Here is a 24,106-nt window from a genome sequence, read left to right as displayed (position 1 = left end):
GAATTGCTTTGTCGTCCTCTAGTCCGATAAATTTAGCGGATCGTTACGCATTCTTACAAGCTGAGTTAGCGCGTTTAGAGCATGCGTACTACGTTTTAGATAACCCAATAGTCCCCGACAGTGAATACGATCGTCTATATCGTGAGTTGTTAGAGATCGAGGCAGCCCACCCTGAGTGGATTACTTCGGATTCACTCTCACAAAGAGTGGGGGGTACAGCACTTAAAGAATTTGATTCGGTTGCCCATGCTGTGCCAATGCTTTCATTGAATAATGCGTTTGAAGATGCTGAGCTCATTGCTTTTGATCGGCGTTGTCGTGATGGTTTGCATGTTGATCAAGTGGATTACGCTGGAGAGCTTAAATTTGATGGTTTGGCGATCTCATTGCGCTATGAGCATGGTTCCTTAGTTAGGGCTGCCACTCGTGGTGATGGTGCCAGCGGTGAAGACGTCACTGCCAACATCAAAACCATTCGAGCGATTCCATTAAAACTATCTGGTGACAAAATTCCAGCAGTCTTAGAGGTGCGTGGCGAAGTCTTTATGTATCTTAAAGACTTTCAGAAAATGAATGAACAAGCTGCTGCCCAGGGTGAGAAAGAATTTGCCAACCCTCGTAATGCGGCAGCAGGAAGTTTGCGCCAATTGGATTCCAAGATCACTGCCAAAAGGCCGCTCTCATTCTTTGCTTATGGCTTAGGTGCATTGGAGCCACAATCTTGGCTACCTAATACCCATGAAGAATTGCTTAATGCCTATCTCAAGCTAGGCTTGCCAGTTTGTTCGGAGCGCCGTGTTCTCAAATCTGTAGAAGAGATTTTGGCTTTCTATAGCGAGGTAGGTGCCAAACGGGATTCTTTACCTTATGACATTGATGGCGTGGTTTATAAGGTCAACTCATTTTCAGAGCAAGCTAAGTTAGGTTTTGTATCCAGAGCTCCACGCTTTGCTTTAGCCCATAAGTTCCCAGCCCAAGAAGCCTTAACTACAGTTCTTGGAATTGATGTTCAGGTAGGACGCACGGGCGCTATCACTCCAGTCGCAAGACTTGCTCCTGTAGAAGTGGGTGGGGTTACTGTCACAAACGCGACTCTCCATAATGAAGATGAGGTGAAGCGCAAAGATGTACGCATTGGCGACACCGTTTCAGTGCGAAGAGCGGGGGATGTCATTCCGGAAGTAGTTTCGGTAGTGAAAGAGCGTAGACCTGCTAATGCAACAGAATTCATAATGCCAACACATTGCCCTGTATGTGATTCACATATTGAGCGCTTGGCAGATGAGGCGGTTGCGCGTTGTAGCGGCGGCTTATTCTGCGGAGCACAGCGCAAGCAGGCATTAATTCATTTTGCGCACAGACGTGCATTAGACATTGAAGGTCTGGGCGAGAAGATTGTGGATCAATTGGTTGATCACAATTTAGTTCGAACACCCGCCGATCTTTATCGTCTTGGATTTACCGCTATCGCGAATCTAGAACGCATGGGTGAGAAGTCTGCAGATAATCTTATGCAGGCAATCAATCAATCTAGAAATACGACGCTAGCGAGATTTATCTTTGCATTGGGCATTCGCCATGTCGGCGAAACCACCGCTAAAGATCTTGCTAATCACTATCAATCCATGCACGCCCTGATGGATGCGAACCTCGAAGACTTGCTAACAGTTAAAGATGTTGGCCCTGTAGTGGCCAACTCCATCACTAGCTTTATGGAAGAATCCCATAACCGTGAAGTGATTGAGCAGCTCTTAGCCTCAGGAATGCAACTCTCTGTCGAAGAAAAAGTCATCAGTGCAGCTGTGGCAGGAAAAACCTTTGTACTCACAGGTACATTCCCAACAATGACAAGGGATGAAGCAAAAGATCTACTCGAAAAAGCAGGCGCCAAAGTCGCTGGATCAGTCTCTAAGAAAACTGACTACGTCGTAGCTGGAGCAGACGCCGGAAGCAAGCTCACTAAAGCGGAAGAACTGGGTGTGCCTGTGATTGATGAGGCGGCTATGGTGGGTCTCCTTAAGTAGGTAATTTCCTACACAAACATCAGGTAGGCATTTTTGTTTCTCGTCGATAAGCTTAAGGCTTTGAGAGGGAAGAATGCATCAAAAGACAGTCAGCAAGCTCTTGGGGGTCTCCGATTGTTTGAGGATCGAGAGCAATATATGTTCAAGCGAACCGCTTACTAGCATTGCAATAATTGGGTGCGGCGCCTCAGGAGTTGCGACTCTAGCAAGCCTAATTGAATTTATTAAAAATTCAAATTATCAAAAATACAAAATAAATATTTTTGAGAAAAATTCGAACTTTGGGTCAGGGCTCGCATATCAATGCGATAGCGATGATTTATTGATGAATATGGTTAGCTCAACCACTTCCATATTTGAGAATCGAGAAACTGATTTTTGGGAATGGGTGGTTGATAAGGGTCATCAGATGGGTTCAGGCCAAGTCTTGTCGGGATCTGGGGTTTCGCCAGATGGTTACATCTCACGACAATTCTTTGGTCTGTATTTGAAAGATCGTCTTCAAGATGCAATTTCTGATGCCAAAAAAATCAATGTCTCAGTAGGGTTAGAAAATCATGAGGTGATTGATATTAAGCGTAGGAATCAATACTTTGAGGTGGCTGATTGCGCAGAACGTGTAAGCCGGTTTGATTATGTAATTTTATGTATCGGAAACATTGAGCCACATGACATGTTTAAGTTAAGGGGCAAGAGTCGGTACGTTAATAACCCATACCCTACTAATCGCTATGCCATGGGGATTGGAAGGAGTGATTCTGTTGGCATTATTGGTGGCCAACTAACTGCTGCAGATATAGCTGTGGTGTTAGCACGACAAGGACATGCTGGACCAATTCATTTTTTTACTAGAGGATCAAATCACCCCTTAATGAGGTGCTCCAAGGAAAAATTTGAGTTGATCTATTTCAATCTTAAAAATTTAGAAGTTATCAAGTCCAGGCAGTTTGGTGAAATTTCATTAAGACAGGCGCTAAGACTTGCTAGAAAGGATTTTATAAGGGCTGGAGTTAAGTGGAATAAGTTCTTTAATCCAGTGCAGCACTCCTATGAGGACTGGATAAGACACCTACTGTCCAAAGGGGATATGTATGCAGAATGGCAGAATTTTGCTATTGCAAGTGATGCTGTTATCAGCAATTATTGGGATGCCTTATCTACCTCCAGCAAACGAATTTTTATGAATAAGTATCACCGGCTTTGGATGTGCAAGAGGGTTCCGCTCCCAGTGCACACTTATTTAAAAATATATTCCCTACTGAAGGCCGGAATCCTAAATCATCAAACCCCATTGCTTGGCATTGAGGTTAGAGACCCTGACAAGTTTGTTGCCTCAATTTCAAAGGCTGACTGTTCAGGTGAGTCAATCAAGGTTGAGTGTGACTGGATTATTAATGCAACTGGACCAGCCCGATTGATTGATGGCAACTCCGGATCACTGCTATTAAACAACCTTATGAAATCGGGATTGGTAATGGTCAACCCATTTGGCGGTATTCAGGTTGATTATGAAACATCGATGGTTCGAAGGGGTGGCGATAAAGTGAAAAATTTTTACGCTATTGGGCACCTTACTTCCGGCACCTACTACTTTGTCAGTTCCTTGGATATGGTTTCAATGGGCGCCAAGAGGGTAGCTCGTGATTTAGTTGGCTCTTATTGGCGATCAATTAATCCAATGGAGTCTATAAGGAAAAAACAATTTGGGGTGGAAAATGCAAATTAAGCATCCCTTTTTATTGCCGCTTCTAATGATTTTGGTTGTAATCCCCATGCTGGCAACTGACATATATTTGCCCGCCATTTCATCTATGGGTGAAGATCTGATTGCCAATCACTCCGCGTTAATGTGGACCTTAACCTCTTACATGGCTGGCTACTCTATTAGCTTGCTAATTTCAGGCGTCCTTTCAGATATATATGGTCGAAGAGTGATTGTTCTTTACGGCATCTTGATATTTACCTTGGCTAGCCTAGCGAGCTGTTTTGTAACTTCAGTCGAGCAGTTAACTTGGTGTCGATTTTTTCAGGCCTTGGGTGGTGGGTGCAGCACTCTGTTGGCTAGAGTAATTGTTAGGGATTTGTATGATTTCAAATCTCAAGTGAGGGTTTTAAGTTATTTGGCGGCCGGTCTAATTGCATCCCCAATTTTGGGGCCAATAATTGGGGCTTACCTGACAATTAATTATGGCTGGAGATCAATATTTTATGCCCTTACCTTTTTTTCATTTATTTCATTTGGGCTTATTTGTATTTTTATGAGGGAGTCTAGACCGATCGAACTTAGTGGAGATTTATTGGTTGGCAATATTCTCAAGAAGTATTTAAAACTACTGACCCACCATGAATTTATTTTTCATACGCTAGTTATCAGCTTTGCTTGGACGGTGTATTTTTCCTTTACCTCTTCCTCTCCAGGATTGATTCAAAAGATTCATAAATTCAGCCCATTGGAATATAGCTACATCTTCTCCTTATCAGTTTGTGGATATATATTTGGAACAATTTTCATTCGTCGCAATATTGATCGCATGGACCTTAAGGACTTGGTTTATTTTTCAGGATTAATTATTTTAATTTCCACATCTTTTCTGGTGATTCTCTCTTTGTTGAATATAGACTCACTCTTCATGTTGCTGCCCTGTATTTTTCTCTCATTATTCGGAGTCGGTGTAATTTTTCCTGCTACTCAGGCAGGCGTGACACGGTCATTTAAAGCAGATATTGGATTAATTTCAGGATTGTTTTACTCTATTGAGATGATGTTTGGTGCATTTGCGAGTCTTATTCTTTCGAGCTTTTCTAGTGCCTCGTGGATCTCTACCTCGTTACTGATGCTTTGCGGCGCTGTCATGATTGTCACTCTAGCTTGCCTAGACCGGTTTTCAAGTCCCAGGCTCATTGGTCGCCATACAAAGGAGATTCTATGATGGACCTCAAATTTGCTTTTGCTGCACTTTCACGGAAAATATTGGCCTCAGATAATCCATTCTCAAGGGCTAATCGGATGGGGCACATCACGGCAAGCGGTCTAGTGATCAATGATGGTAAAGCCCTTCTTATATTTCACCCTTACGTTAAGCAATGGTTCCAGCCTGGCGGTCATATTGATGATGGAGAGGCGCCTATTCAGGCGGCGATTCGTGAAGTATTTGAAGAGACTGGTGTGGTTTGTGAATCTCTCAGCGAATTCTTAGATCCTATAGATATTGATTTGCATGAAATACCTACAAATCTAAAGAAGGGTGAGGGTGCGCATTTGCACATCGATCTTTTATTTGCGCTGCAGGTGATTGAGGAGCAAGAATCTCCTGAGGAGATTGAAAAGGCATGGGTACCTTTTGATCAAGTTAGCAGCCCGCGTATTAAGCGAGCGTTGCTAAAACTACAAGGTCAGACTTAAGCCCCTAAAGCCTCTAATAAATCCGTTTCCAACAAGATCTGCAACTTAGGGTTCTTGCTCAGGTTAGCCGCATCCAAAAGGAATACGTCTTCCACTCGCTCGCCCAAGGTGTTGATGCGTGCGGTATGAAGTGAAACCTGATGCTTGGCCAGGACTCTGGAGATGGCATAGAGCAGGCCGGTTCGGTCACTAGCCGACAGAGACAGTGCGTAGTAATGGCCACGTTCATCTGGAATCATGTGCACACGTGGCTGAATTGGGAAAGTACGCGACTGTCTTGAGAGTCTACCCATGCTTGGTGATGGCAGGGGATCATTGTTTTGCAATGCAGCTGTCAGTTCATACTCCACTAACTGTATGAGGTCACGGTAACTTCCACCTTCATCAACTAAATTACTGCCAGAGATTTGGAATGTATCCAGTGCATAGCCATGCTTTGTCGTATGAATACGCGCATCCCAAATCGAGAAGCCGTGGCGTTCAAAGTAGGCACAAATTCTGGCAAAGAGGTCTTCTTGGTCTTTGACGTAGACAGCAATCTGCAATCCTTCGCCAACTGGAGAGAGTCGAGCACGCACAACGGGTATCTCGCTATCTACTTTATTAAATAGATGTCTTGTGAGCCAGGCGATATCAGCTGCATCTTGACGAAGGAAGAAGGCAACATCCAATTGCTTCCAGAGATTCTCATAAGCCGAGTCCTCGATTGCATAAAGTCGTAGCTTGGCCCGAGACTCTTCTTGATGTTGCGCCAGCTCAGAAGATGCATCTGGTTTTGCGCCACCTAATATTCGCAACGTTACTCGATATAGATCCTCTAATAATTTTCCTTTCCAGGCATTCCATACTTTAGGACTGGTTCCACGGACGTCTGCAACAGTTAACAGATATAGGGCGGTCAGATGACGCTCATCCCCAACCTTTTTAGCAAACGCTTGCACCACTTCCGGGTCTGTAATGTCTTGTTTCTGAGCAACTTGGCTCATGTTCAAGTGCTCTGCAACTAGCCAAACCAATAGCTCGGTATCTGCTTTGTCTAAACCATGGTCTTTTGCAAACTTGCGCATGTCTGCTTTACCAAGCTCAGAGTGATCACCGCCACGACCTTTAGCAATGTCATGAAAGAGGGCGGCAATGACCAATAGCCAAGGCTTTTCAAAATGGGCGATCAGGCTACTGCAGAAAGGAAACTCGTGCGTGTGCTCAACCACCATAAAGCGTCGTACATTACGCAGCACCATCAAGATATGTTGGTCAACCGTGTAGACGTGAAATAAGTCATGCTGCATCTGGCCAACGATTTTTCTGAAGGCTGGTAGATAGCGACCAAGCACGCTGGTGCGGTTCATGAGTTGAAAAGCGCGACTAACTCCTTCAGGCTCTTTTAGGATTTCAATAAAGAGTGCACGATTTACTGGATCTTTACGCCATTTGCTATCCATCTTCTGGCGAGCGTTATACAAAGCTCTAAAGATGGTTGCAGATAAGCTTTTGACGTTAGCGGTTTGCGCAAAAACCAAAAAGGTTCGCAGAATTTGTTCTGGGTGCTTCTGAAATAGCTGGGGGTCGGTGATATCTAAGACACCTTGACGCTCAATGAAGCACTCATTGCCTTCGCCGGCAATCGCGTGAGTTGTTTTGGACTCTTGAGGGAAGAGAAGTGCTTCAATGTTCTGTAGCAGTACGTCATTCAATTGAGTGACTGCTTTAGCTGCCCAATAGTAGCGACGCATGATGGCTTCGCTGGCCAATCTGGAGGATTCTTCTTCGATACCCATTGCTGCAGCAAGGGGTGCCTGCAAGTCAAAAACCAATACATCTTGCCTACGCTTTGCAAGGAGGTGTAAGTTAGCGCGCAGTGCCTCTAAAAAACGCTGGTTGCGATTGAGTTCGGTTAACTCACGTTGAGTAACTAGACCGGCAAGACTGAGATCTTTGAATGTATTACCTAGGTGCGCCGCTTTACTGACCCAAGAAATTACTTGAAGGTCACGTAATCCACCGGGACTCTCTTTGCAGTTGGGCTCTAGGGAGTAGGGCGTATCTTGGTATTTGTAGTGACGTTGAATTTGCTCAGCAAGCTTAGCCTGAAAGAATGCCTTTGGATCCATGGCCGCTTCAAAGGCTTTTTCAAAGTCTTTAAACAGTTGTTTATTGCCGCACAGTAATCGCGCCTCTAAGAGTGAGGTGCGTACAGTGACATCTTGCTCAGATTCGGACATGCATTCTGCAGTGTTCCGCACTGAAGACCCTATCTCCAGCCCCATATCCCAGCAGCTGGCAATAAATTGTTCAACCTGTTTTGATAAAGCGAGCGCTTGTTTTTCTTCGGATGGGAGCAGAATAAGAATATCGATATCAGAATGAGGGAATAAAGCATTCCTTCCGTATCCGCCAACGGCAATTAAGCTAGCTTGATTGTTTAAGCCGCAGCCATTCCAAAGATGGGCGAGCACTTGATCGCTCATCTTTGTAAGTTGTTTGGTTAACCTGCCTACTGACTGTGTTTTTCTAAACTCGTCGTACACAACTTCGCGAGCTGCTCGCAGACTAGCTGCATCACTAATATTGCTGGCTGCCCGAGGCTCATTCATGAATTTATGCGCTTGCTAGACTTGGCCTAAAGGATAGCCCTTTAACGCAATCAGGTGCTGGGTTACTACCTTCCGACCAAGTGAGCACTTCAACTCCAGTAGCCGTTACCAAGAGGGTGTGCTCCCATTGTGCAGAGAGGCTGCGGTCTTTAGTCTTCACAGTCCATTGATCGGGCATGGTTCGTATATCTCGCTTACCTGCATTAATCATTGGCTCAATCGTGAAGGTCATTCCTTCTTTTAATTTCTCACCAGTACCAGGGCGACCGTAGTGAAGAATTTGTGGATCTTGATGAAACACTTTGCCAATGCCGTGACCGCAGTATTCACGGACTACTGAGTAGCCAGCTTTTTCAGCATGAGTCTGAATAACATGGCCAATATCACCAAGCGATGCACCAGGTTTTACTTGGGCGATGCCAAGCCACATACATTCAAAAGTAATTTGAGTCAGACGTTTCGCTAATACTGAAACTTCGCCGACCATAAACATGCGGCTGGTATCGCCGTAGTAACCATCGGGAGTAATCACGGTGATATCGAGGTTGACGACGTCACCAGTTTTTAAAATCTTCTCACCAGGAATGCCATGGCAAATCACATCATTGACAGAGGTGCAGATGGATGCTGGAAAGGGTGGGTAGCCTGGTGGCTGGTAGTTCAGTGGTGCTGGAATGGTCTTTTGGACATCGCGCATGTATTCATGGCAAATGCGATCCAATTCAGCTGTGCTGACCCCAGCTTTAACGTGCGGGGCTACATGGTCAAGAACTTCGCTGGCTAAGCGGCCAGCTTCGCGCATCCCTTGGATGTCTTTTTCGGCGGTAAATACACTATTCATGCCTTGATTATCAACGACTTGGCGGTTTTTGGTAGATCTCTAATGCTCAAAAATGAGGCATATAGCTCGTTGGAAGGTATATCCAAGGGGATTTAGATTGCTTGGGTGGGTTATGGGGTGCCTAGGTGATTGATATTTAAGCTATAATTTCGCTCTCAGGTCAATTTTGATCTGAAATCGCGGGTTGAGCCTTCCAGGGTGGCGCTTTTTAGCGCAGCTAGGACTCAATCTTAGAAATTAACCCTTAGGAGAAGTTATGTCAGTAACTATGCGTCAAATGCTGGAAGCCGGTTGCCATTTTGGTCACCAAACCCGTTTCTGGTCCCCAAGAATGGCCCCTTACATTTTCGGCCATCGCAACAAAATTCACATCATCAACTTAGAAAAAACATTGCCAATGTTTCAGGACGCCCTGAAATTTGCAAAACAAGTTGCTGCTAATCGTGGAACTATCTTATTCGTTGGTACTAAGCGTCAGTCACGCGAGATCATTGCTGAAGAAGCTGCTCGTGCTGGTATGCCTTACATCGACAGCCGTTGGTTGGGCGGTACGCTCACTAACTTCAAAACTGTTAAAGGTTCCCTCAAGCGTTTGAAGGATATGGCAGTTGCTAAAGAAGCTGGCGATTGGGAAAAGCTTTCTAAGAAAGAGGCTTTGACTAACGATCGTGATCTCGACAAGTTGCAAAAAGCACTTGGCGGTATTCAAGATTTGAACGGCGTTCCTGATGCGATTTTCGTAGTGGACGTTGGCTATCACAAGATTGCTATTACCGAAGCCAACAAGCTTGGTATTCCTGTTATCGCTGTGGTTGATACCAATCACTCACCAGAAGGTGTTGATTACATCATCCCTGGTAACGACGACTCCAGCAAAGCTGTTCTTCTCTACGCTCGTGGCATTGCTGACGCAATCCTCGAAGGTAAATCAAACTCTGTTCAAGAAATCTTGACTGCCGTTAAAGAAGGCGAAGAAGAGTTTGTTGAAGAAGGGAAAGCTGAATAATGGCCGCTATTACCGCTGCAATGGTTGGCGAGTTACGCGCCAAGACAGATGCTCCGATGATGGAGTGCAAAAAAGCATTAACTGAAGCTGATGGCGATATGGCTCGTGCAGAAGAAATTCTGCGTGTAAAGCTTGGTAGCAAAGCTGGTAAAGCAGCATCCCGTGTTACTGCTGAAGGTATTGTTGCTTCTGCCATCAATGGCACTACAGGTACTTTGCTTGAAGTGAACTGTGAGACTGACTTCGTTTCAAAGAACGATGATTTCTTGGCATTTACACAAGCCTGCGCAAATCTGATTTCTGAAAAGAATCCAGCTGATGTTGCTGCGCTACTTGCATTGCCAATGAATGGTCAAACTGTTGATGAAGTTCGTAGCGCCTTGATCGGCAAAATCGGTGAGAACATCATGCCACGCCGCTTCAAGCGTTTTGCTGGTAGCAACAAGTTGGTTTCTTACCTCCACGGCACTCGTATTGGCGTCATGGTTGAGTTCGAAGGCGATGAGACTGCAGCTAAAGACGTAGCAATGCATATTGCTGCGATGAAGCCAGTGGCTTTGTCGATGGCTGATGTTCCTGCTGAAGCAATTGCTGTTGAGCGTAGTGTTGCTGTTCAAAAAGCTGCTGAATCTGGCAAACCACCAGAAATCGTTGAGAAGATGGTTGAAGGTTCTATTCAGAAGTACCTCAAAGAGGTTTCTTTGTTGAACCAAACTTTCGTTAAAAATGACAAGCAGTCTGTTGAGCAAATGCTCAAGGCCGCTAACACCACAATCAAGGGTTTCACCATGTTTGTTGTGGGCGAGGGCATTGAGAAGCGTCAAGACGACTTTGCGGCTGAAGTTGCTGCTCAGGTGGCTGCCGCCAAAGGCGCTTAATTAGCTTCAAGATTGCTGGGCTTACCCAGTAAGGCTGTAATACCCAAAAGGGCGTAGAAATCTCGGTTTCTATGCCCTTTTGTTTGATCTGTGCCAAGCCCTTTATAATTTGGGCAAGATATTAAAAAGTACTTAAAGATCAATAAGCTAAGCAAATAAATTGCTTGGCAAATTACGGAAAATAAAACGATGCCAGCCTACAAACGTGTTCTCTTAAAACTTTCTGGTGAAGCCCTCATGGGGGATGATGCTTTTGGTATCAACCCAGTAACCATCGACTCCATGGTGAAAGAAATTGCCGATGTAGTGAATAGCGGTGTTCAGTTGGCAATCGTGATTGGTGGCGGAAATATTTTCCGCGGTGTAGCAGGTGGTGCGGCCGGTATGGATCGTGCAACAGCTGACTACATGGGAATGCTTGCCACCATGATGAACTCACTTGCACTCCAAGATGCTTTGCGCCAAAAAGGTGTTGAAGCACGCGTGCAATCTGCTTTAAGAATGGATCAAGTAGTCGAGCCCTACATTCGTCCACGTGCGATTCGTGCGTTGAGCGAAGGCAAAGTAGTAATCTTTGCTGCGGGCACTGGTAACCCGTTCTTTACTACTGATACAGCTGCAGCCTTGCGCGGCGCTGAGATGGCCGCAGAGATCGTTCTAAAGGCTACTAAGGTTGATGGTATTTACAGCGCTGATCCAATGAAGGATCCAACCGCCACCCTATACAAGACAATTACTTTTGATGAAGCAATCATCAAAAACTTACAGGTGATGGATGCAACTGCTTTTGCATTGTGTCGTGATCGCAAATTACCCATCAAAGTGTTTTCAATTCTCAAGCCAGGCGCATTGATGCGCGTGGTTCAGGGTGAATCTGAAGGCACTTTAGTACACGTTTAATAGGAGGCTTGATGTCCGCAGCAGAAATTAAAACCACTACCGATCAAAAGATGCAGAAGTCTCTTGAGGCTTTGAAATCTAACCTGGCCAAGATTCGTTCTGGTCGTGCAAATCCAGGAATTTTGGAGCACATCCAAGTCGATTATTACGGTAACCCAACACCACTAAGCCAAGTGGCTAGCTTAGGTTTGGCTGATGCCAGAACGATTAACGTTCAGCCATTCGAAAAGACTATGGTTGGCGCAATTGAGAAGGCGATTCGTGATTCTGACTTAGGTCTTAATCCAGCCTCACAAGGTACCGTGATTCGCGTACCAATGCCAGCTTTGACAGAAGAGCGCCGTCGCGATTTAACTAAGGTGGTAAAGAACGAAGGTGAAGATGCCAAAATCGCCGTACGTAATTTACGTCGTGATGCAAACGAGCATCTCAAGCGCCTCACTAAAGATAAAGAAATTTCTGAGGATGATGAGCGTCGTGCGACTGACGATATTCAGAAGATGACTGATCGCACAGTTGTCGAGATCGACAAGATCGTCTCTGAAAAAGAAAAAGAGATCATGACGGTTTAATCGTCAGATCTATTTTTTATTATTCGCCTGATGACTCAGCACACTAGTTCTACCTTAGCCGTTCCAGAGGTTAGTGCTATTCCTCGCCATGTTGCCATCATCATGGATGGTAATGGCCGGTGGGCTAGTAAGCGCTTCATGCCGCGAGTAGCGGGGCACTCAGAAGGGCTGGGGGCGGTTCGCAAAATTGTTCAAGAGTGCCGCCGTCTTGGTGTTGAATATCTCACTGTATTTGCATTTAGCTCTGAAAATTGGCGTCGCCCACCTGAAGAGGTAGGCTTCTTGATGAAGTTATTTCTAAAGTCATTAAAAAGCGAAGTTTCACGTCTTGCTGAAAACGATATTTCTCTTCGCCTCATTGGAGACCTTAGTCGCTTTGATTCCGCCATTCAGGAAATGGTGCAATTCTCTGAAGAAAAAACTGCTGCTTGTAAGGGGCTGACTTTTACGATTGCCGCTAATTACGGCGGGCGTTGGGATATTTTGCAGGCAATGCGTCAATGCCTGGCTGCCAATCCTGACTTGAAGCCTGAGCAGATATCTGAAGAGTTGCTTCAACCGCACCTCTCAATGGCTTATGCGCCAGAGCCAGATTTATTTATTCGTACCGGTGGTGAGCAGCGTGTTAGCAACTTCTTGTTGTGGCAGCTAGCCTATACCGAGTTGTATTTCACGGATACCCTCTGGCCTGATTTTGATGAAGCTGAATTACACAAAGCGTTCAACTGGTTTAGCCAGCGCGAGCGTCGTTTTGGACGCACGAGTGCTCAACTGGCTTCCGAGCCCTTGAGCGACGCGGTTTAAGTACCCCCCAAACCCTCATATGCTAAAAACCCGAATCATTACTGCCACTATTTTGATGGCAGTGCTATTGCCTATCTTATTTTTGCTGCCCCCAATCTACTTAGGTGGATTTTTTCTTGTGGCGCTAGTTGTCGCTGCTTGGGAGTGGAGTCGCATGATTGCGCCTGAAGCAAAAAAGGCCGCATGGCTCTATGCCACTTTTTGCTTAACCATTATTTTATTTTTGCTGGGTACGCAGGCGATTTCATGGCAGTTTTCTTTGTTGATGATGGCGGTCTTGTTTTGGTTCTTTCTAGCGCCATTTATTTTGGCAAAGGGGATGAACTTATCTCTTCAAAAATTCAAACCTTTTTATAGCATTCTGGGTTTAATTGTTCTTCCGGCAACTTGGTTTGCTTTGGTCTTCTTACGCGAGTTGGGCTTAGTATTTTTATTAAGCAGCATGGCGCTAGTTTGGGTTGCTGATATTGGCGCTTACTTTGTCGGCAAGGCTTTTGGTAAACATAAGCTGGCCGTGAATATCAGCCCAGGGAAGTCGATTGAAGGAGCGTTGGGCGGTCTTGTACTTTGCTACATCTATGCCTTCTTGTGTGTAATGTACCTCCCTCTTGGCGATACGCTCTTTGGTGCTTGGGCTATTCGATTTGGTTGGGTGCCGATGTTCTTGATGGTTACTGTATTGGCTGCGTTCAGCGTCTTCGGTGATTTGTTTGAGTCTCAGTTAAAGCGCTTGGCTGGTGTCAAAGACAGCAGTCATTTGTTGCCTGGCCATGGCGGCGTTCTGGATCGCGTTGATGCACTCATCCCAACAATGCCAATTGCTGCATTACTAGCCGGACTAATTTGATGTCTCTTAAACAGATTGCTATCTTAGGATCGACGGGATCGATTGGCGTCAACACCTTAGACGTGATCCGTGCCCATCCTGAACGCTTCAAAGTGGTAGCCCTGACTGCCGCAAAACAAATTGAGCGTCTTGCTGAGCAATGTATTGAGTTCAAACCAAATATTGCAGTAGTGGCTGACGCTGAGGGTGCTGCCAGGCTGAGTCAGCTCCTGCAAGGGAAAAAGATTGCCACTCAAGTTCTCTATGGCCCTAAAGCCTTGGTGAATGCCATCACCGAATCGGGTTGCGATACCGTCATGGCGGCGATCGTAGGTGCTGCTGGTCTAGTGCCGGCCATGGCCGCGGCGCAAGCGGGTAAGCGCGTCTTGCTGGCCAATAAAGAAGCGCTAGTAATGTCGGGTAATTTATTCATGCAAGCCATGAAAGTCGGTGGCGGCGAGTTGCTCCCAATCGATAGTGAGCACAATGCGATTTTCCAATGTTTGCCAGATCAATTTACAAAAAATCCATCCGAGCATTTAGGCGTTGAGGAGCTCTGGTTAACTGCTTCTGGTGGGCCATTCAGAGATAGGCAGCTTGTTGATTTAGCAGGCATTACTCCTGAGCAAGCTTGTGCACATCCAAATTGGGTGATGGGTCGAAAGATTTCAGTTGATTCCGCAACCATGATGAACAAAGGTCTTGAAGTTATTGAGGCTTATTGGCTATTTGGTTTGCCGCTTGAAAAAATTAAGGTATTGATTCATCCGCAGAGCGTAGTGCATTCGATGGTGCGTTATCGAGATGGCTCGGTGCTGGCGCAAATGGGCCAGCCTGATATGCGGACGCCCATCGCTTATGGATTGGCTTGGCCTGAACGTATTGATGCTGGTGTTGCCCCTTTAAATCTGACTCAGTTGACTGGCCTTAGCTTCACTGAGCCGAATTTTGCTCAATTCCCTTGTCTTGCTCTAGCCTTTGCTGCTGCAAAAGCAGGCGGTACTGCTGCTGCCGTCCTAAATGCCGCTAACGAAGTTGCTGTAGCAGCTTTTTTGGATGATGGCTTGCCATACTTAAGCATTCCAAATGTAGTAGAGCACTGCTTAAATACTTTACCTTCAGTAGATGCAAGTTCCCTAGAGACGATTCTCGAGGCTGATGCTCTAGCTCGTCAAACTGCGAATCAGTTCATACGAAATAGCAAAAGATAGATCGGTAGATTTGTGCAGGCTTTAATCACTCTTGCTGCATTCTTAGTCACGCTCGGTGTGCTGGTGAGCTTTCATGAGTACGGCCATTTTTTAGCAGCCCGTTTATGCGGTGTCAAAGTACTTCGATTTGCTTTAGGTTTTGGCAAGCCATTATTTACTTTTCGTGCCAGTAACGGGACGGAGTGGGTTCTGGCTTCCATCCCTTTGGGTGGCTATGTCAAATTATTGGATGGCCGCGATGGTCAGCAACGTATTTCAGTAGAAGATCGTCCGGAATCTTTTGATGTGAAGCCGCTATGGCAACGCTCTGTCATCGTCGCTGCTGGACCACTTGCCAACTTCCTATTGGCAGTTATTTTATTTTCGATTATTTATGTCTCGGGCGTTCCTCAGTTGCCGGCAAAGCTTCAAGCTCCTCCTGAGCAGTCGATTGCTGCAAAACTGGGAGTAGCAGCAGGCGATCAGGTTATTGGTTGGCAATCGCTGTCATCTGATTACAGCAGCACCCCGATTCTTGATGATTTTGATGCCGTTCCCAGTTGGAATGCTTTGCGTTGGCTTCTTTTGGATGCACTTACTGGAGAGCAGGGTTTTGCCTTGGAGGTGCAGGACGTAACTGGTGCTCGCCACGTTAAATCTTTTAGGCAGGATGATTTACCCCCAATTGCGCCAGAATCTGACCCATTTCAAGCGCTGGGATTGCTTCCTCAAGTCAGCGCACCCTCCGAGTGGAAAGAGCTCAAATTGGGGCCTATAGATGCCCTAGGCTTTGCTACCCAACGGGTGTACCTGATAACCAAGGTCTCCACCCGACTCATGTTGGGCTTGTTTACGGGCAAAACGACTCTAAAACAGCTTGGCGGCCCATTGAGTATTGCCGATATGGCAGGGAAGTCTGCTCAGGTCGGCTGGCAGCCGTTTGTTGCCTTTTTAGCCCTCATGAGTATCAGTATCGGACTCTTGAATTTGGTGCCCTTACCAATGCTAGACGGGGGTCAGCTCCTGTATGATGCATGGGAGTTGGTTGCTGGTAAGCGAATTTCAGTATCTCTGCAGGAAAAGCTCCAAAAAGTGGGTTTTTTGCTGTTGATAGGCATTTCCTTGCTAGCCTTGTTTAACGATTTGCAACGCTACCTTTCACCTTGAATTTTTTGATCCCTTCTTTTCGCTCTGTAACTCGATTTGTTGCTCAAGTCGCCTTGATTCTTGCTGCTGGTTTTTGTGTGAATGCGCAGGCTGCTGACTCCTTTGCCATTAAAGACATTCGAATTGAAGGTTTGCAGCGAGTAGAGCCGGGTACTGTATTTAGTTATTTGCCAGTTCAAGTGGGCGACACCTTCACCGAAGAGAAGAGTGCCGAGGCCATTAAAGCTCTCTACAGCACTGGCTTTTTCCGAGACGTCCAGATCCAAGCGCAAGGCAATGTGTTGATCGTGATCGTTGAAGAGCGTCCAACAATCTCCCGTATCGAATTTACTGGGATGAAAGAGTTTGATCAGGAGGTAGTGCGCAAATCCTTAAAGGCGGTCGGTGTTGCCGAGGCTCGCTTCTATGACAAAGCATTGATTGATAAGGCAGAGCAAGAGCTTAAGCGTCAGTATGTTGGCAAGGGTATGTATGCTGCTGAGGTGGTTGCAACGGTTACTCCGGTGGAACGCAATCAAGTAGCGGTTTATTTCAATATCGATGAAGGTCCTGTGGCCAAGATTCAAGAGATTAATTTCATCGGTAACAGTATTTATAGTGAGAGCACTCTCAAGAGTCAGATGCAGTTAAAAACTGGCGGCTGGCTCTCCTGGTATAGCAAAGACAATTTGTATTCCAAGCAAAAGCTCACGGCTGACTTAGAAAACATTCGCTCCTACTATCTCAATCGCGGTTACCTTGAGTTTGTCATTGAGTCGACTCAGGTTTCTATTACCCCAGATAAAAAAGGCATCTATCTCACGATCAGTATTCGTGAGGGCAATAAGTTCACCGTTAAAGATGTTCGTTTGGCTGGTGATTTATTGGGTAAAGACGCTGAGTTGATCCAGCTTGTAAGTCTTAAACCAGGCGATACCTTCTCATCCGCTAAGTTGACTGAGAGCACTAAGGCGATTGCAGATATTTTAGGTTCGTATGGTTATGCGTTTGCAACCATTAACCCGCAGCCAGATATTCGTCGTGAATTAAGCGAGGTAGACCTCACTTTGGTGGTTGATCCAGGCCGTCGCGTTTATGTTCGACAAGTGAACATTACCGGTAACGCCAAGACTCGTGACCTGGTGATTCGTCGAGAGATGCGTCAGTTTGAAAGCTCTTGGTTTGATAGCGAAAAGATTGAGTTATCCAAAAAACGTTTGGGCCGCCTCGGCTACTTCACCGAGACTGATGTATCTACACAAGACGTTCCTGGCTCTCCGGATCAGGTTGATGTGGGCGTTAAAGTGACCGAAAAGCCAACTGGGGCGGTTACTTTGGGTGCTGGTTTCTCCTCAACTGAGAAGTTGATTCTCTCTGCAGGTATTAATCAAGAGAATGCCTTTGGTACCGGTACTTCAGTAGGCTTGAATTTCTCTCTCGGCAAGATTAATCAAAGTTTGGCATTGTCAAACTACGACCCGTACTTTACTGAAGATGGCATCAGTCGCTATACCGATTTGTTCTATCGCTCATCCAAGCCTTTGTACTACGTTGGGGATCCTGATTACCAGATCAAGTCCGTTGGCTCAAACATTAAGTTTGGCGTTCCCTATACCGAGGTAGATCGCGTATTCTTTGGTTCGGGTATTGAGGTGTTCCAGATTCAATCGACTATCAATACGCCTCAGCCTTATTTGAATTACATGATGGATTACGGTGCGCCTTCACCAGGCTATCCTTCAACGCTAAATACTTACAACATACCAGTTACTGTTGGTTGGTCACGTGACGGACGTGATAGCGCATTGATCCCATCAACAGGTTCCTTGCAGCAGTTGAATGCTGAGGTAGGTACACCCCTGGGCAACATGATGTTCTATCGCCTCTTTGGCCAATACCAGAAATATCACTCTTTCTCTAAGGGAAATATTTTGTCCTTTAATGGTGAAGTGGGCTACGGCGAAGCTTATGGAAAGTATCCGTTCCCAATTACCAAGAACTACTATGTTGGTGGTATCGGATCGGTTCGTGGATATGCCCCAGGATCTCTTGGGCCAACCTATTTCAACACCAATACCGGCCTAAATCAGCCAACCGGTGGACAGTCTAAGATTGTTACCAATGTGGAGTACACCGTGCCGGTTCCTGGATCTGGTGTTGATAAAACCTTGCGGGTATTTGGCTTCGCAGACGGCGGTAATGTCTATAACGAGAATATCAATCTTGTCTTGCGATATTCTTATGGCTTGGGTTTATCATGGATATCACCACTAGGTCCGCTAAAATTCAGTTACGGTATTCCGATCAAATCTTTACCAACGGATAATATTCAGCGTTTGCAGTTCCAAGTGGGTACGGCGTTTTAATTGTTTAAGGAAAGTTTTATGAAGCTTCATCAATCTGCTAAATGGATTCAATACGGTTTAATTGCCGTTTCATCACTGATTGCTCTCCCGCAAGCACTTGCGCAAGATGCAGGAACTCGAGTTGCGGCTGTAAACGTTGAAAAAGTATTCAATGAGTCCAATATGGCTAAAGCAAGCCAAACTAAATTGCAAAATGAATTCATGAGGCGTCAGAATGAGATTCGTGACAGCGCTCAAAAAATTAAGTCTGCTGCTGAAAAATTAGATCGTGATTCAGCTGTCATGTCTGAGGCGGATCGTGTTCGTCGTCAACGTGAGTTGTCAGATCAGGATCGTGAACTGCAACGCAAGCAACGTGAATACACAGAAGATCTCAATCAGCGTAATTTTGAAGAGCGTGCCAAGATTGCTGAAAAAGCCAATCAAGCCCTCAAGCAAATTGCTGAGCAAAGAAAAATTGATGTCATTATTCAAGATCCAGCCTATGCCAATCCAAAGGTTGATGTTACTGATGATGTCATCAAGGCTTTGAATAGTCTCAAGTAAGTTTTATGCCCACCGCCATCGAGCTGGCCGAACAGTTTCAAGTAAGCTTGGTGGGGGATGGCTCCCTCGCGCTTCAGGGTCTCGCTCCTCTCGAGCGAGCCCAGTCAAGCCAAATATCTTTTCTCTCCAATCCGCTCTACCGACAGCAAGCTAGTGATAGTGGCGCAGGTGGCTTGATTGTTAATCAAGCAGATCTCGATTTTCTGCAGGCAAATCCTGGAGGTCAATCGGCAGGCCGGGTGTATTTTGTCTCCAAGAACCCCTATGCTACTTTTGCCAGAATGGCGCAGCACTTTGCTAAGATTTTGGCGCCCATTTATGCCGCAGGAGTTCACCCTAGTGCAGCAATTGACCCTTCTGTAGTCATTCCTGCTTCATGTCACATCGGACCCTTTGTGCACATCGGTCCTGGTGTGAAATTAGGTGAGCGCGTTACCTTGTTGGGTAATACTTCGGTTGCCAGAAATTCTGCTATTGGCAGCGACACTTTGATATACCCGAATGTCTCGATTTATTCAGAAACCATTATTGGTGAGCGCTGCATTATTCATAGCGGTGCTGTAATTGGCTCTGATGGTTTTGGTTTCGCCCCTGACTTTTCAGCTGCAGGTGGTGAGTGGGTCAAAATTCCTCAGACTGGTGCTGTAGCAATCGGCAATGATGTTGAGATCGGGGCATCGACTACGATCGATCGCGGCGCCATGAGTAATACCGAAATAGGTAGCGGAACAAAGATTGATAACCAAGTCCAGATCGCCCATAACGTAGTAGTGGGTAACTGCTGTGTGATCGCTGGTTGCGCAGCGATCTCAGGTAGCACCAAAATTGGTAATTTCTGCATCATTGGAGGCGCGGCTAACTTTGCCGGGCACCTCACAATTGCTGATAGAACGACAGTATCTGGAAACACATCAATTATTCGCTCCATTACCGAGCCCGGACAGCACTACACAGGCGTTTATCCTTCAATGCTCCATGGTGCCTGGGAGAAAAATGCAGCGATTCTACGCGGCCTCGATAAAATACGTCAGCGCTTACGATTATTAGATAAATCTAAATAATATCGTCACCATATTAAAAAATTAAAAACTTTATCCAGCAGGTAAACATATGAGCAAACCCATCGCTATCGATATCAATCAAATTTTGAAATTGTTGCCACATCGCTATCCATTTTTATTGGTGGATCGTGTATTGGAGATTGAGCCTCGCCAAAGTATTACAGCACTCAAGAATGTCACTATGAATGAGCCATTCTTTCAAGGGCACTTCCCAGATTTTCCAGTAATGCCCGGCGTCTTAATTATTGAAGCGCTTGCTCAAACTGCTGCACTACTTACTTTTTCAGAGGTGCGTGAAGAGAATGCCATTTATTACTTTGCTGGTATCGATGGCGCTCGCTTCAAGAAGCCAGTTTTGCCTGGTGATCAACTAATTATGACTGCCAAGTTAGAGCGTGAGCGTGCTGGTATTTATAAGTTTCAGGTGCAAGCTACTGTAGATGGGGAGTTGGCTGCAGAAGCTAACATTACTTGTGCTGTTCGTACGAAAGGTGCGTAATGACTCGGATTCATGCATCCGCTGTAGTCGATAGTAAAGCTGAGATCGCTAGCGACGTAGAGATTGGGCCATATTCTGTCATTGGTCCTAATGTCAAAATTGGCGCTGGCAGCAAGATTGGGTCTCATACCGTCATCGAGGGTTTCACCACGATCGGTAAAGAAAATAACTTTGCCCATTTTGCTGCAATCGGTGGCGCTCCCCAGGATATGAAATACCGCGGTGAGCCTACTCAATTGATCATTGGTGATCGCAATACGATTCGTGAGTTCACCACGATTCACACGGGCACATCACAGGATGAAGGCATCACCAGAATTGGTGATGACAACTGGATCATGGCTTATGTACATATTGCACATGATTGCCAAATTGGTAACCACACCATTTTCTCAAGCAACGCACAAATTGCTGGTCATGTGAAGGTGAGTGACTGGGCGATTATGGGTGGCATGTCCGGTGTACATCAATTTGTCCGTATTGGTCAACATGCCATGTTGGGTGGCGCCTCCGCACTAGTGCAAGACATTCCACCATTTGTTATTGCTGCTGGAGATAAAGCTTCTCCACACGGCATTAACGTGGAAGGTCTAAAGCGTCGCGGTTTCTCAAGTGAAACGATTTCTGCATTGCGTCAGGCATATAAAGTGCTTTACAAGGATGGCCTTAGTTTTGAAGAGGCTAAGGTAGAGATTCAGAAGATGGCGAAAGCTAGTGCATCTGATGCCGCTACAGCCGAAAAGCTGACAGAGTTTCATGACTTTATTGCCGCCTCTACACGCGGCATCATTCGATAGAGTAGATCGAGTGTCTAAACTTGCTTGTGTTGCCGGAGAGCCTTCGGGTGACTTGCTGGCAGCGCCAGTACTCAGTGCGCTAAAGCAGATACCCGATACTTCTAATTTGGAGGTTTTCGGTATTGGTGGTCCGCGTATGCAGGCGGAGGGTCTGCGTTCAGATTGGCCAATGGAGACCCTCAGCGTGCGTGGTTACGTAGAGGCAATTAGGCAGCTGCCTGCCATTCTGAGATTGCGCAAAGACCTAATTGCTAATCTAACGGGCGAAGCTCGCCCAGATGTCTTCTTGGGTATTGATGCCCCCGATTTTAATTTAGGTGTCGAGTTAGCTTTGCGTAAAGCAGGCATTCCAACCTTGCATTTTGTTTCGCCATCAATTTGGGCGTGGCGAGCAGGGCGCATTACTAAGATTAAGCAGGCGGTTGAACGCATGCTTTGCATTTTCCCTTTTGAAACTGAGATTTATGAGCGTGCTGGAATTAGCGCAAGCTATGTTGGGCACCCGCTAGCGAGTGAAATTCCTCTAGAGCCAAATCCAGCGATAGCAAAGCAAAAAATAGAAAAAATCTTGGGCCTTCCAGCTGATGCTTTGAATGGAGTTGTTATTTCCGTTCTACCGGGCAGTCGTGGTTCTGAAATTGAATTGATTGCACCAGTCTTTTTTGAGACGATGGCAGAGCTTGCGAAGCGCATGCCAGGACAAGCACTCCACTTTGTCATTCCAGTGGCAACCCCACGCCTGCGTACACCCCTAGAGATCCTACTTAAAAATACTCTTGAGAAAAATCCTGATCTCAAAATTTATTTGATTGATGGGGAGGCTGATGCTGTACTTGAAGCTGCTGATGTCGTGTTGATTGCCAGTGGAACAGCAACATTACAGGCGGCGCTCTGGAAAAAGCCAATGGTGATTTCCTATAAGGTGCCTTGGTTAACCGCGCAGATCATGAAACGACAGGGTTACTTACCCTATGTTGGGCTCCCAAATATTTTATGTGGTGAGTTTGTTGTTCCTGAGCTTCTGCAGGATGCGGCTACTCCAACTAATTTAGCCGATGCCTTATTGGCTTGGTTAAATAACCCTAGCAAAGTCACCCAACTAAAAACGCGTTTTGCAGAAATGCACGAGACCTTGCGCAGGCCAACCGGTTTATTGGTTGCTCAGGCTGTGGCTCAAACGATTGCCGCCACTAAAAATCGGGCTACTGTGTGAGTGTAATTTGGGTATGCGGTGTTGATGAAGCGGGGCGGGGTCCATTGGCGGGGGCAGTTGTCGCTGGTGCGGTCGTTCTCGATCCTGAGAACCCTATTGCTGGATTAAAAGACTCTAAGAAGTTATCGGCTGCGAGACGCGAGTTTTTATTTGAGCAAATTCAGCTCAAAGCAAAAGCATGGGGTATTGGTGAAGCGAGCCCAGCTGAGATCGATGAGATCAATATCCTCCAGGCAACAATGCTGGCAATGCGCCGAGCGATTGAGGATCTCACCACGCGTTTAGGCGCCTGGCCAGATAAAGCTTTGATCGATGGCAATCGCTGTCCCGAACTTCCAATTTCAGCAGAAGCTATTGTGAAGGGCGACACTAAGGAGCCAGCAATTTCAGCGGCATCGATCTTGGCTAAAGTGACGCGCGATCGTCAAATGATGGCTCTGCATGAGCTGCACCCACAGTATGGTTTTGCTCAACATATGGGCTATCCAACAGAGGCACATTTTTCTGCCTTAAAGGAATTTGGTGCCTGCGATCAACACCGTCGAAGCTTTTCACCGGTTCGCAATGTCCTAGCTCTGCATAGTCGATAATCCTCATTATGAAAATGGAATTTATCAGCTCAAAAGACAATTCCTTGTTTAAGGAAATTCGTCAATTACAAGCTCCCGGCCCTAAAGGCCAAAAGGCGAGATTTGCTTGTGGTCAGGCTTTGCTGGAAGGCATTCATTTAGTGCAAACCTGGGTGGGCAATCCAGCGCTAAAGACCTTGATTACCTCTGATCTTGGTTTGCAAAACCCGGAGATCGCGCAGGCTGTATATGACCATGTAGAAATTTGTCCTGAGACTCGTGTTTATCAACTGGATAAAGGTCTATGGGACTTACTCAGTGATTTAGTCAATGCTCCGCAGATTGCAGGCCTATTAGATCTCCCTGAGTCTGCATTAAACCCACAAAAATCGGTTGCAACAATTTCTGGGGATGTGATTATTTTGGATCGCATTCAGGATGCGGGTAATGTGGGTTCTATATTGCGTACTGCGGCAGCAGCAGGCTTTACCCAAGTAATTGCGCTGTCTGGTTGCGCTCACCTTTGGTCAAGCAAGGTATTGCGTGCTGGCATGGGTGCTCATCGCTTGCTAGATCTTTACGAGGGTTGGTCAACTCCGCAAGTATTGAGCGCGGTAACAGCACCTTTACTGGCTGCTACTGCTGATGGTGAGTTAGATCTCTTCAATATGCCCAAGGTATTAATGCATCCAGTTGCTTGGGTGATGGGAAGTGAAGGCCAAGGCGTTTCTGAAGACCTCATGGCTCAAGCTAAAGGTATATCGATTCCAATTGACCCCCGCGTGGAATCACTCAATGTATCTACTGCTGCAGCAATCTGTTTATTTGAAACGGTTCGAGTGCGCCGTAGTTAAAAAAATCAGGCTAAGCT

At 46.0% G+C, this 24,106-nt stretch carries 22 protein-coding genes; 20 read left to right on the top strand and 2 right to left on the bottom strand.

Annotation, left to right across the window (positions count from 1 at the left end):
* The first annotated feature begins 8 nt into the window (after nucleotides 1-8).
* The 4 genes from ligA to ICN16_RS03020 all read left to right on the top strand — a co-directional run bounded on the left by ligA (nucleotide 9) and on the right by ICN16_RS03020 (nucleotide 5,427).
* On the top strand, nucleotides 9-2,024 hold the full coding sequence (ligA, locus tag ICN16_RS03035; RefSeq protein ID WP_216133906.1) for an NAD-dependent DNA ligase LigA: 2,016 nt from the start codon (nucleotides 9-11) through the stop codon (nucleotides 2,022-2,024).
* 73 nt (nucleotides 2,025-2,097) lie between these two features.
* A complete protein-coding gene (locus ICN16_RS03030) occupies nucleotides 2,098-3,750 on the top strand; it encodes an FAD/NAD(P)-binding protein (protein WP_216133904.1) in 1,653 nt (550 codons plus the stop codon).
* A complete protein-coding gene (locus ICN16_RS03025) occupies nucleotides 3,740-4,954 on the top strand; it encodes a multidrug effflux MFS transporter (protein WP_216133896.1) in 1,215 nt (404 codons plus the stop codon). The genes ICN16_RS03030 and ICN16_RS03025 overlap by 11 nt, the downstream gene beginning before the upstream one ends.
* Nucleotides 4,951-5,427: an NUDIX hydrolase gene (locus tag ICN16_RS03020; RefSeq protein ID WP_216133893.1), complete on the top strand. Its 477-nt coding sequence runs from the start codon at nucleotides 4,951-4,953 to the stop codon at nucleotides 5,425-5,427. The genes ICN16_RS03025 and ICN16_RS03020 overlap by 4 nt, the downstream gene beginning before the upstream one ends.
* Here ICN16_RS03020 and ICN16_RS03015 read toward each other — a convergent pair.
* Entirely contained in the window at nucleotides 5,424-8,021 is a 2,598-nt protein-coding gene (locus ICN16_RS03015; RefSeq protein WP_216133891.1) for a [protein-PII] uridylyltransferase, read from the bottom strand. The genes ICN16_RS03020 and ICN16_RS03015 overlap by 4 nt on opposite strands.
* 4 nt (nucleotides 8,022-8,025) lie before the next feature.
* Complete coding sequence (map, locus tag ICN16_RS03010; RefSeq protein ID WP_216133889.1) at nucleotides 8,026-8,862, bottom strand: type I methionyl aminopeptidase; 837 nt, start codon at nucleotides 8,860-8,862, stop codon at nucleotides 8,026-8,028.
* Between the two features lie 256 nt (nucleotides 8,863-9,118).
* Here map and rpsB point away from each other — a divergent pair, with 256 nt between their 5' ends.
* The 16 genes from rpsB (at nucleotide 9,119) to ICN16_RS02930 (ending at nucleotide 24,089) form a co-directional block, all read left to right on the top strand.
* Nucleotides 9,119-9,868, top strand: coding sequence for a 30S ribosomal protein S2 (rpsB, locus tag ICN16_RS03005; protein ID WP_015421433.1), 750 nt, complete (start codon nucleotides 9,119-9,121; stop codon nucleotides 9,866-9,868).
* A complete protein-coding gene (gene tsf / locus ICN16_RS03000; RefSeq protein ID WP_046330462.1) occupies nucleotides 9,868-10,746 on the top strand; it encodes a translation elongation factor Ts in 879 nt (292 codons plus the stop codon). The genes rpsB and tsf overlap by 1 nt, the downstream gene beginning before the upstream one ends.
* A gap of 189 nt (nucleotides 10,747-10,935) precedes the next feature.
* Nucleotides 10,936-11,646, top strand: a complete 711-nt coding sequence (gene pyrH, locus ICN16_RS02995) for a UMP kinase (protein ID WP_215374847.1) — start codon at nucleotides 10,936-10,938, stop codon at nucleotides 11,644-11,646.
* A gap of 11 nt (nucleotides 11,647-11,657) precedes the next feature.
* Nucleotides 11,658-12,218 carry a ribosome recycling factor gene (gene frr / locus ICN16_RS02990; RefSeq protein WP_216133887.1) on the top strand — a complete coding sequence of 187 codons (561 nt, stop codon included), beginning with the start codon at nucleotides 11,658-11,660 and terminating at the stop codon, nucleotides 12,216-12,218.
* A gap of 30 nt (nucleotides 12,219-12,248) precedes the next feature.
* The gene (locus tag ICN16_RS02985) at nucleotides 12,249-13,022 is read left to right on the top strand and encodes an isoprenyl transferase (RefSeq protein WP_216133885.1); all 774 of its coding nucleotides are present in this window, start codon (nucleotides 12,249-12,251) and stop codon (nucleotides 13,020-13,022) included.
* A gap of 19 nt (nucleotides 13,023-13,041) precedes the next feature.
* Nucleotides 13,042-13,869: a phosphatidate cytidylyltransferase gene (locus ICN16_RS02980; protein ID WP_216133883.1), complete on the top strand. Its 828-nt coding sequence runs from the start codon at nucleotides 13,042-13,044 to the stop codon at nucleotides 13,867-13,869.
* On the top strand, nucleotides 13,869-15,059 hold the full coding sequence (gene ispC / locus ICN16_RS02975; RefSeq protein WP_216133876.1) for a 1-deoxy-D-xylulose-5-phosphate reductoisomerase: 1,191 nt from the start codon (nucleotides 13,869-13,871) through the stop codon (nucleotides 15,057-15,059). Before ICN16_RS02980 ends, ispC begins: the two co-directional genes overlap by 1 nt.
* Before the next feature lie 12 nt (nucleotides 15,060-15,071).
* Nucleotides 15,072-16,205: a site-2 protease family protein gene (locus ICN16_RS02970; RefSeq protein WP_216133866.1), complete on the top strand. Its 1,134-nt coding sequence runs from the start codon at nucleotides 15,072-15,074 to the stop codon at nucleotides 16,203-16,205.
* Nucleotides 16,202-18,550, top strand: coding sequence for an outer membrane protein assembly factor BamA (gene bamA, locus ICN16_RS02965; RefSeq protein ID WP_216133864.1), 2,349 nt, complete (start codon nucleotides 16,202-16,204; stop codon nucleotides 18,548-18,550). Before ICN16_RS02970 ends, bamA begins: the two co-directional genes overlap by 4 nt.
* A gap of 18 nt (nucleotides 18,551-18,568) precedes the next feature.
* Nucleotides 18,569-19,096 (top strand): OmpH family outer membrane protein, encoded by a 528-nt coding sequence (locus tag ICN16_RS02960; RefSeq protein ID WP_216133856.1) that lies wholly within the window; start codon nucleotides 18,569-18,571, stop codon nucleotides 19,094-19,096.
* A 5-nt stretch (nucleotides 19,097-19,101) separates the two neighbouring features.
* Complete coding sequence (gene lpxD / locus ICN16_RS02955) at nucleotides 19,102-20,157, top strand: UDP-3-O-(3-hydroxymyristoyl)glucosamine N-acyltransferase (protein ID WP_216133854.1); 1,056 nt, start codon at nucleotides 19,102-19,104, stop codon at nucleotides 20,155-20,157.
* Between the two features lie 49 nt (nucleotides 20,158-20,206).
* The gene (fabZ, locus tag ICN16_RS02950; RefSeq protein ID WP_015421422.1) at nucleotides 20,207-20,656 is read left to right on the top strand and encodes a 3-hydroxyacyl-ACP dehydratase FabZ; all 450 of its coding nucleotides are present in this window, start codon (nucleotides 20,207-20,209) and stop codon (nucleotides 20,654-20,656) included.
* The gene (lpxA, locus tag ICN16_RS02945; protein ID WP_216133852.1) at nucleotides 20,656-21,453 is read left to right on the top strand and encodes an acyl-ACP--UDP-N-acetylglucosamine O-acyltransferase; all 798 of its coding nucleotides are present in this window, start codon (nucleotides 20,656-20,658) and stop codon (nucleotides 21,451-21,453) included. Before fabZ ends, lpxA begins: the two co-directional genes overlap by 1 nt.
* On the top strand, nucleotides 21,413-22,666 hold the full coding sequence (lpxB, locus tag ICN16_RS02940; protein ID WP_216133850.1) for a lipid-A-disaccharide synthase: 1,254 nt from the start codon (nucleotides 21,413-21,415) through the stop codon (nucleotides 22,664-22,666). Before lpxA ends, lpxB begins: the two co-directional genes overlap by 41 nt.
* Entirely contained in the window at nucleotides 22,663-23,256 is a 594-nt protein-coding gene (rnhB, locus tag ICN16_RS02935; RefSeq protein ID WP_216133848.1) for a ribonuclease HII, read from the top strand. Before lpxB ends, rnhB begins: the two co-directional genes overlap by 4 nt.
* A gap of 8 nt (nucleotides 23,257-23,264) precedes the next feature.
* The gene (locus tag ICN16_RS02930; protein ID WP_216133846.1) at nucleotides 23,265-24,089 is read left to right on the top strand and encodes an RNA methyltransferase; all 825 of its coding nucleotides are present in this window, start codon (nucleotides 23,265-23,267) and stop codon (nucleotides 24,087-24,089) included.
* Nucleotides 24,090-24,106: the final 17 nt, after the last annotated feature.

This window comes from Polynucleobacter sp. es-MAR-4, assembly GCF_018882055.1.
GTDB lineage: Bacteria > Pseudomonadota > Gammaproteobacteria > Burkholderiales > Burkholderiaceae > Polynucleobacter.
Note: the sequence above shows the minus strand (reverse complement) of the source record. Positions and strands in the feature narration are given on the sequence as shown.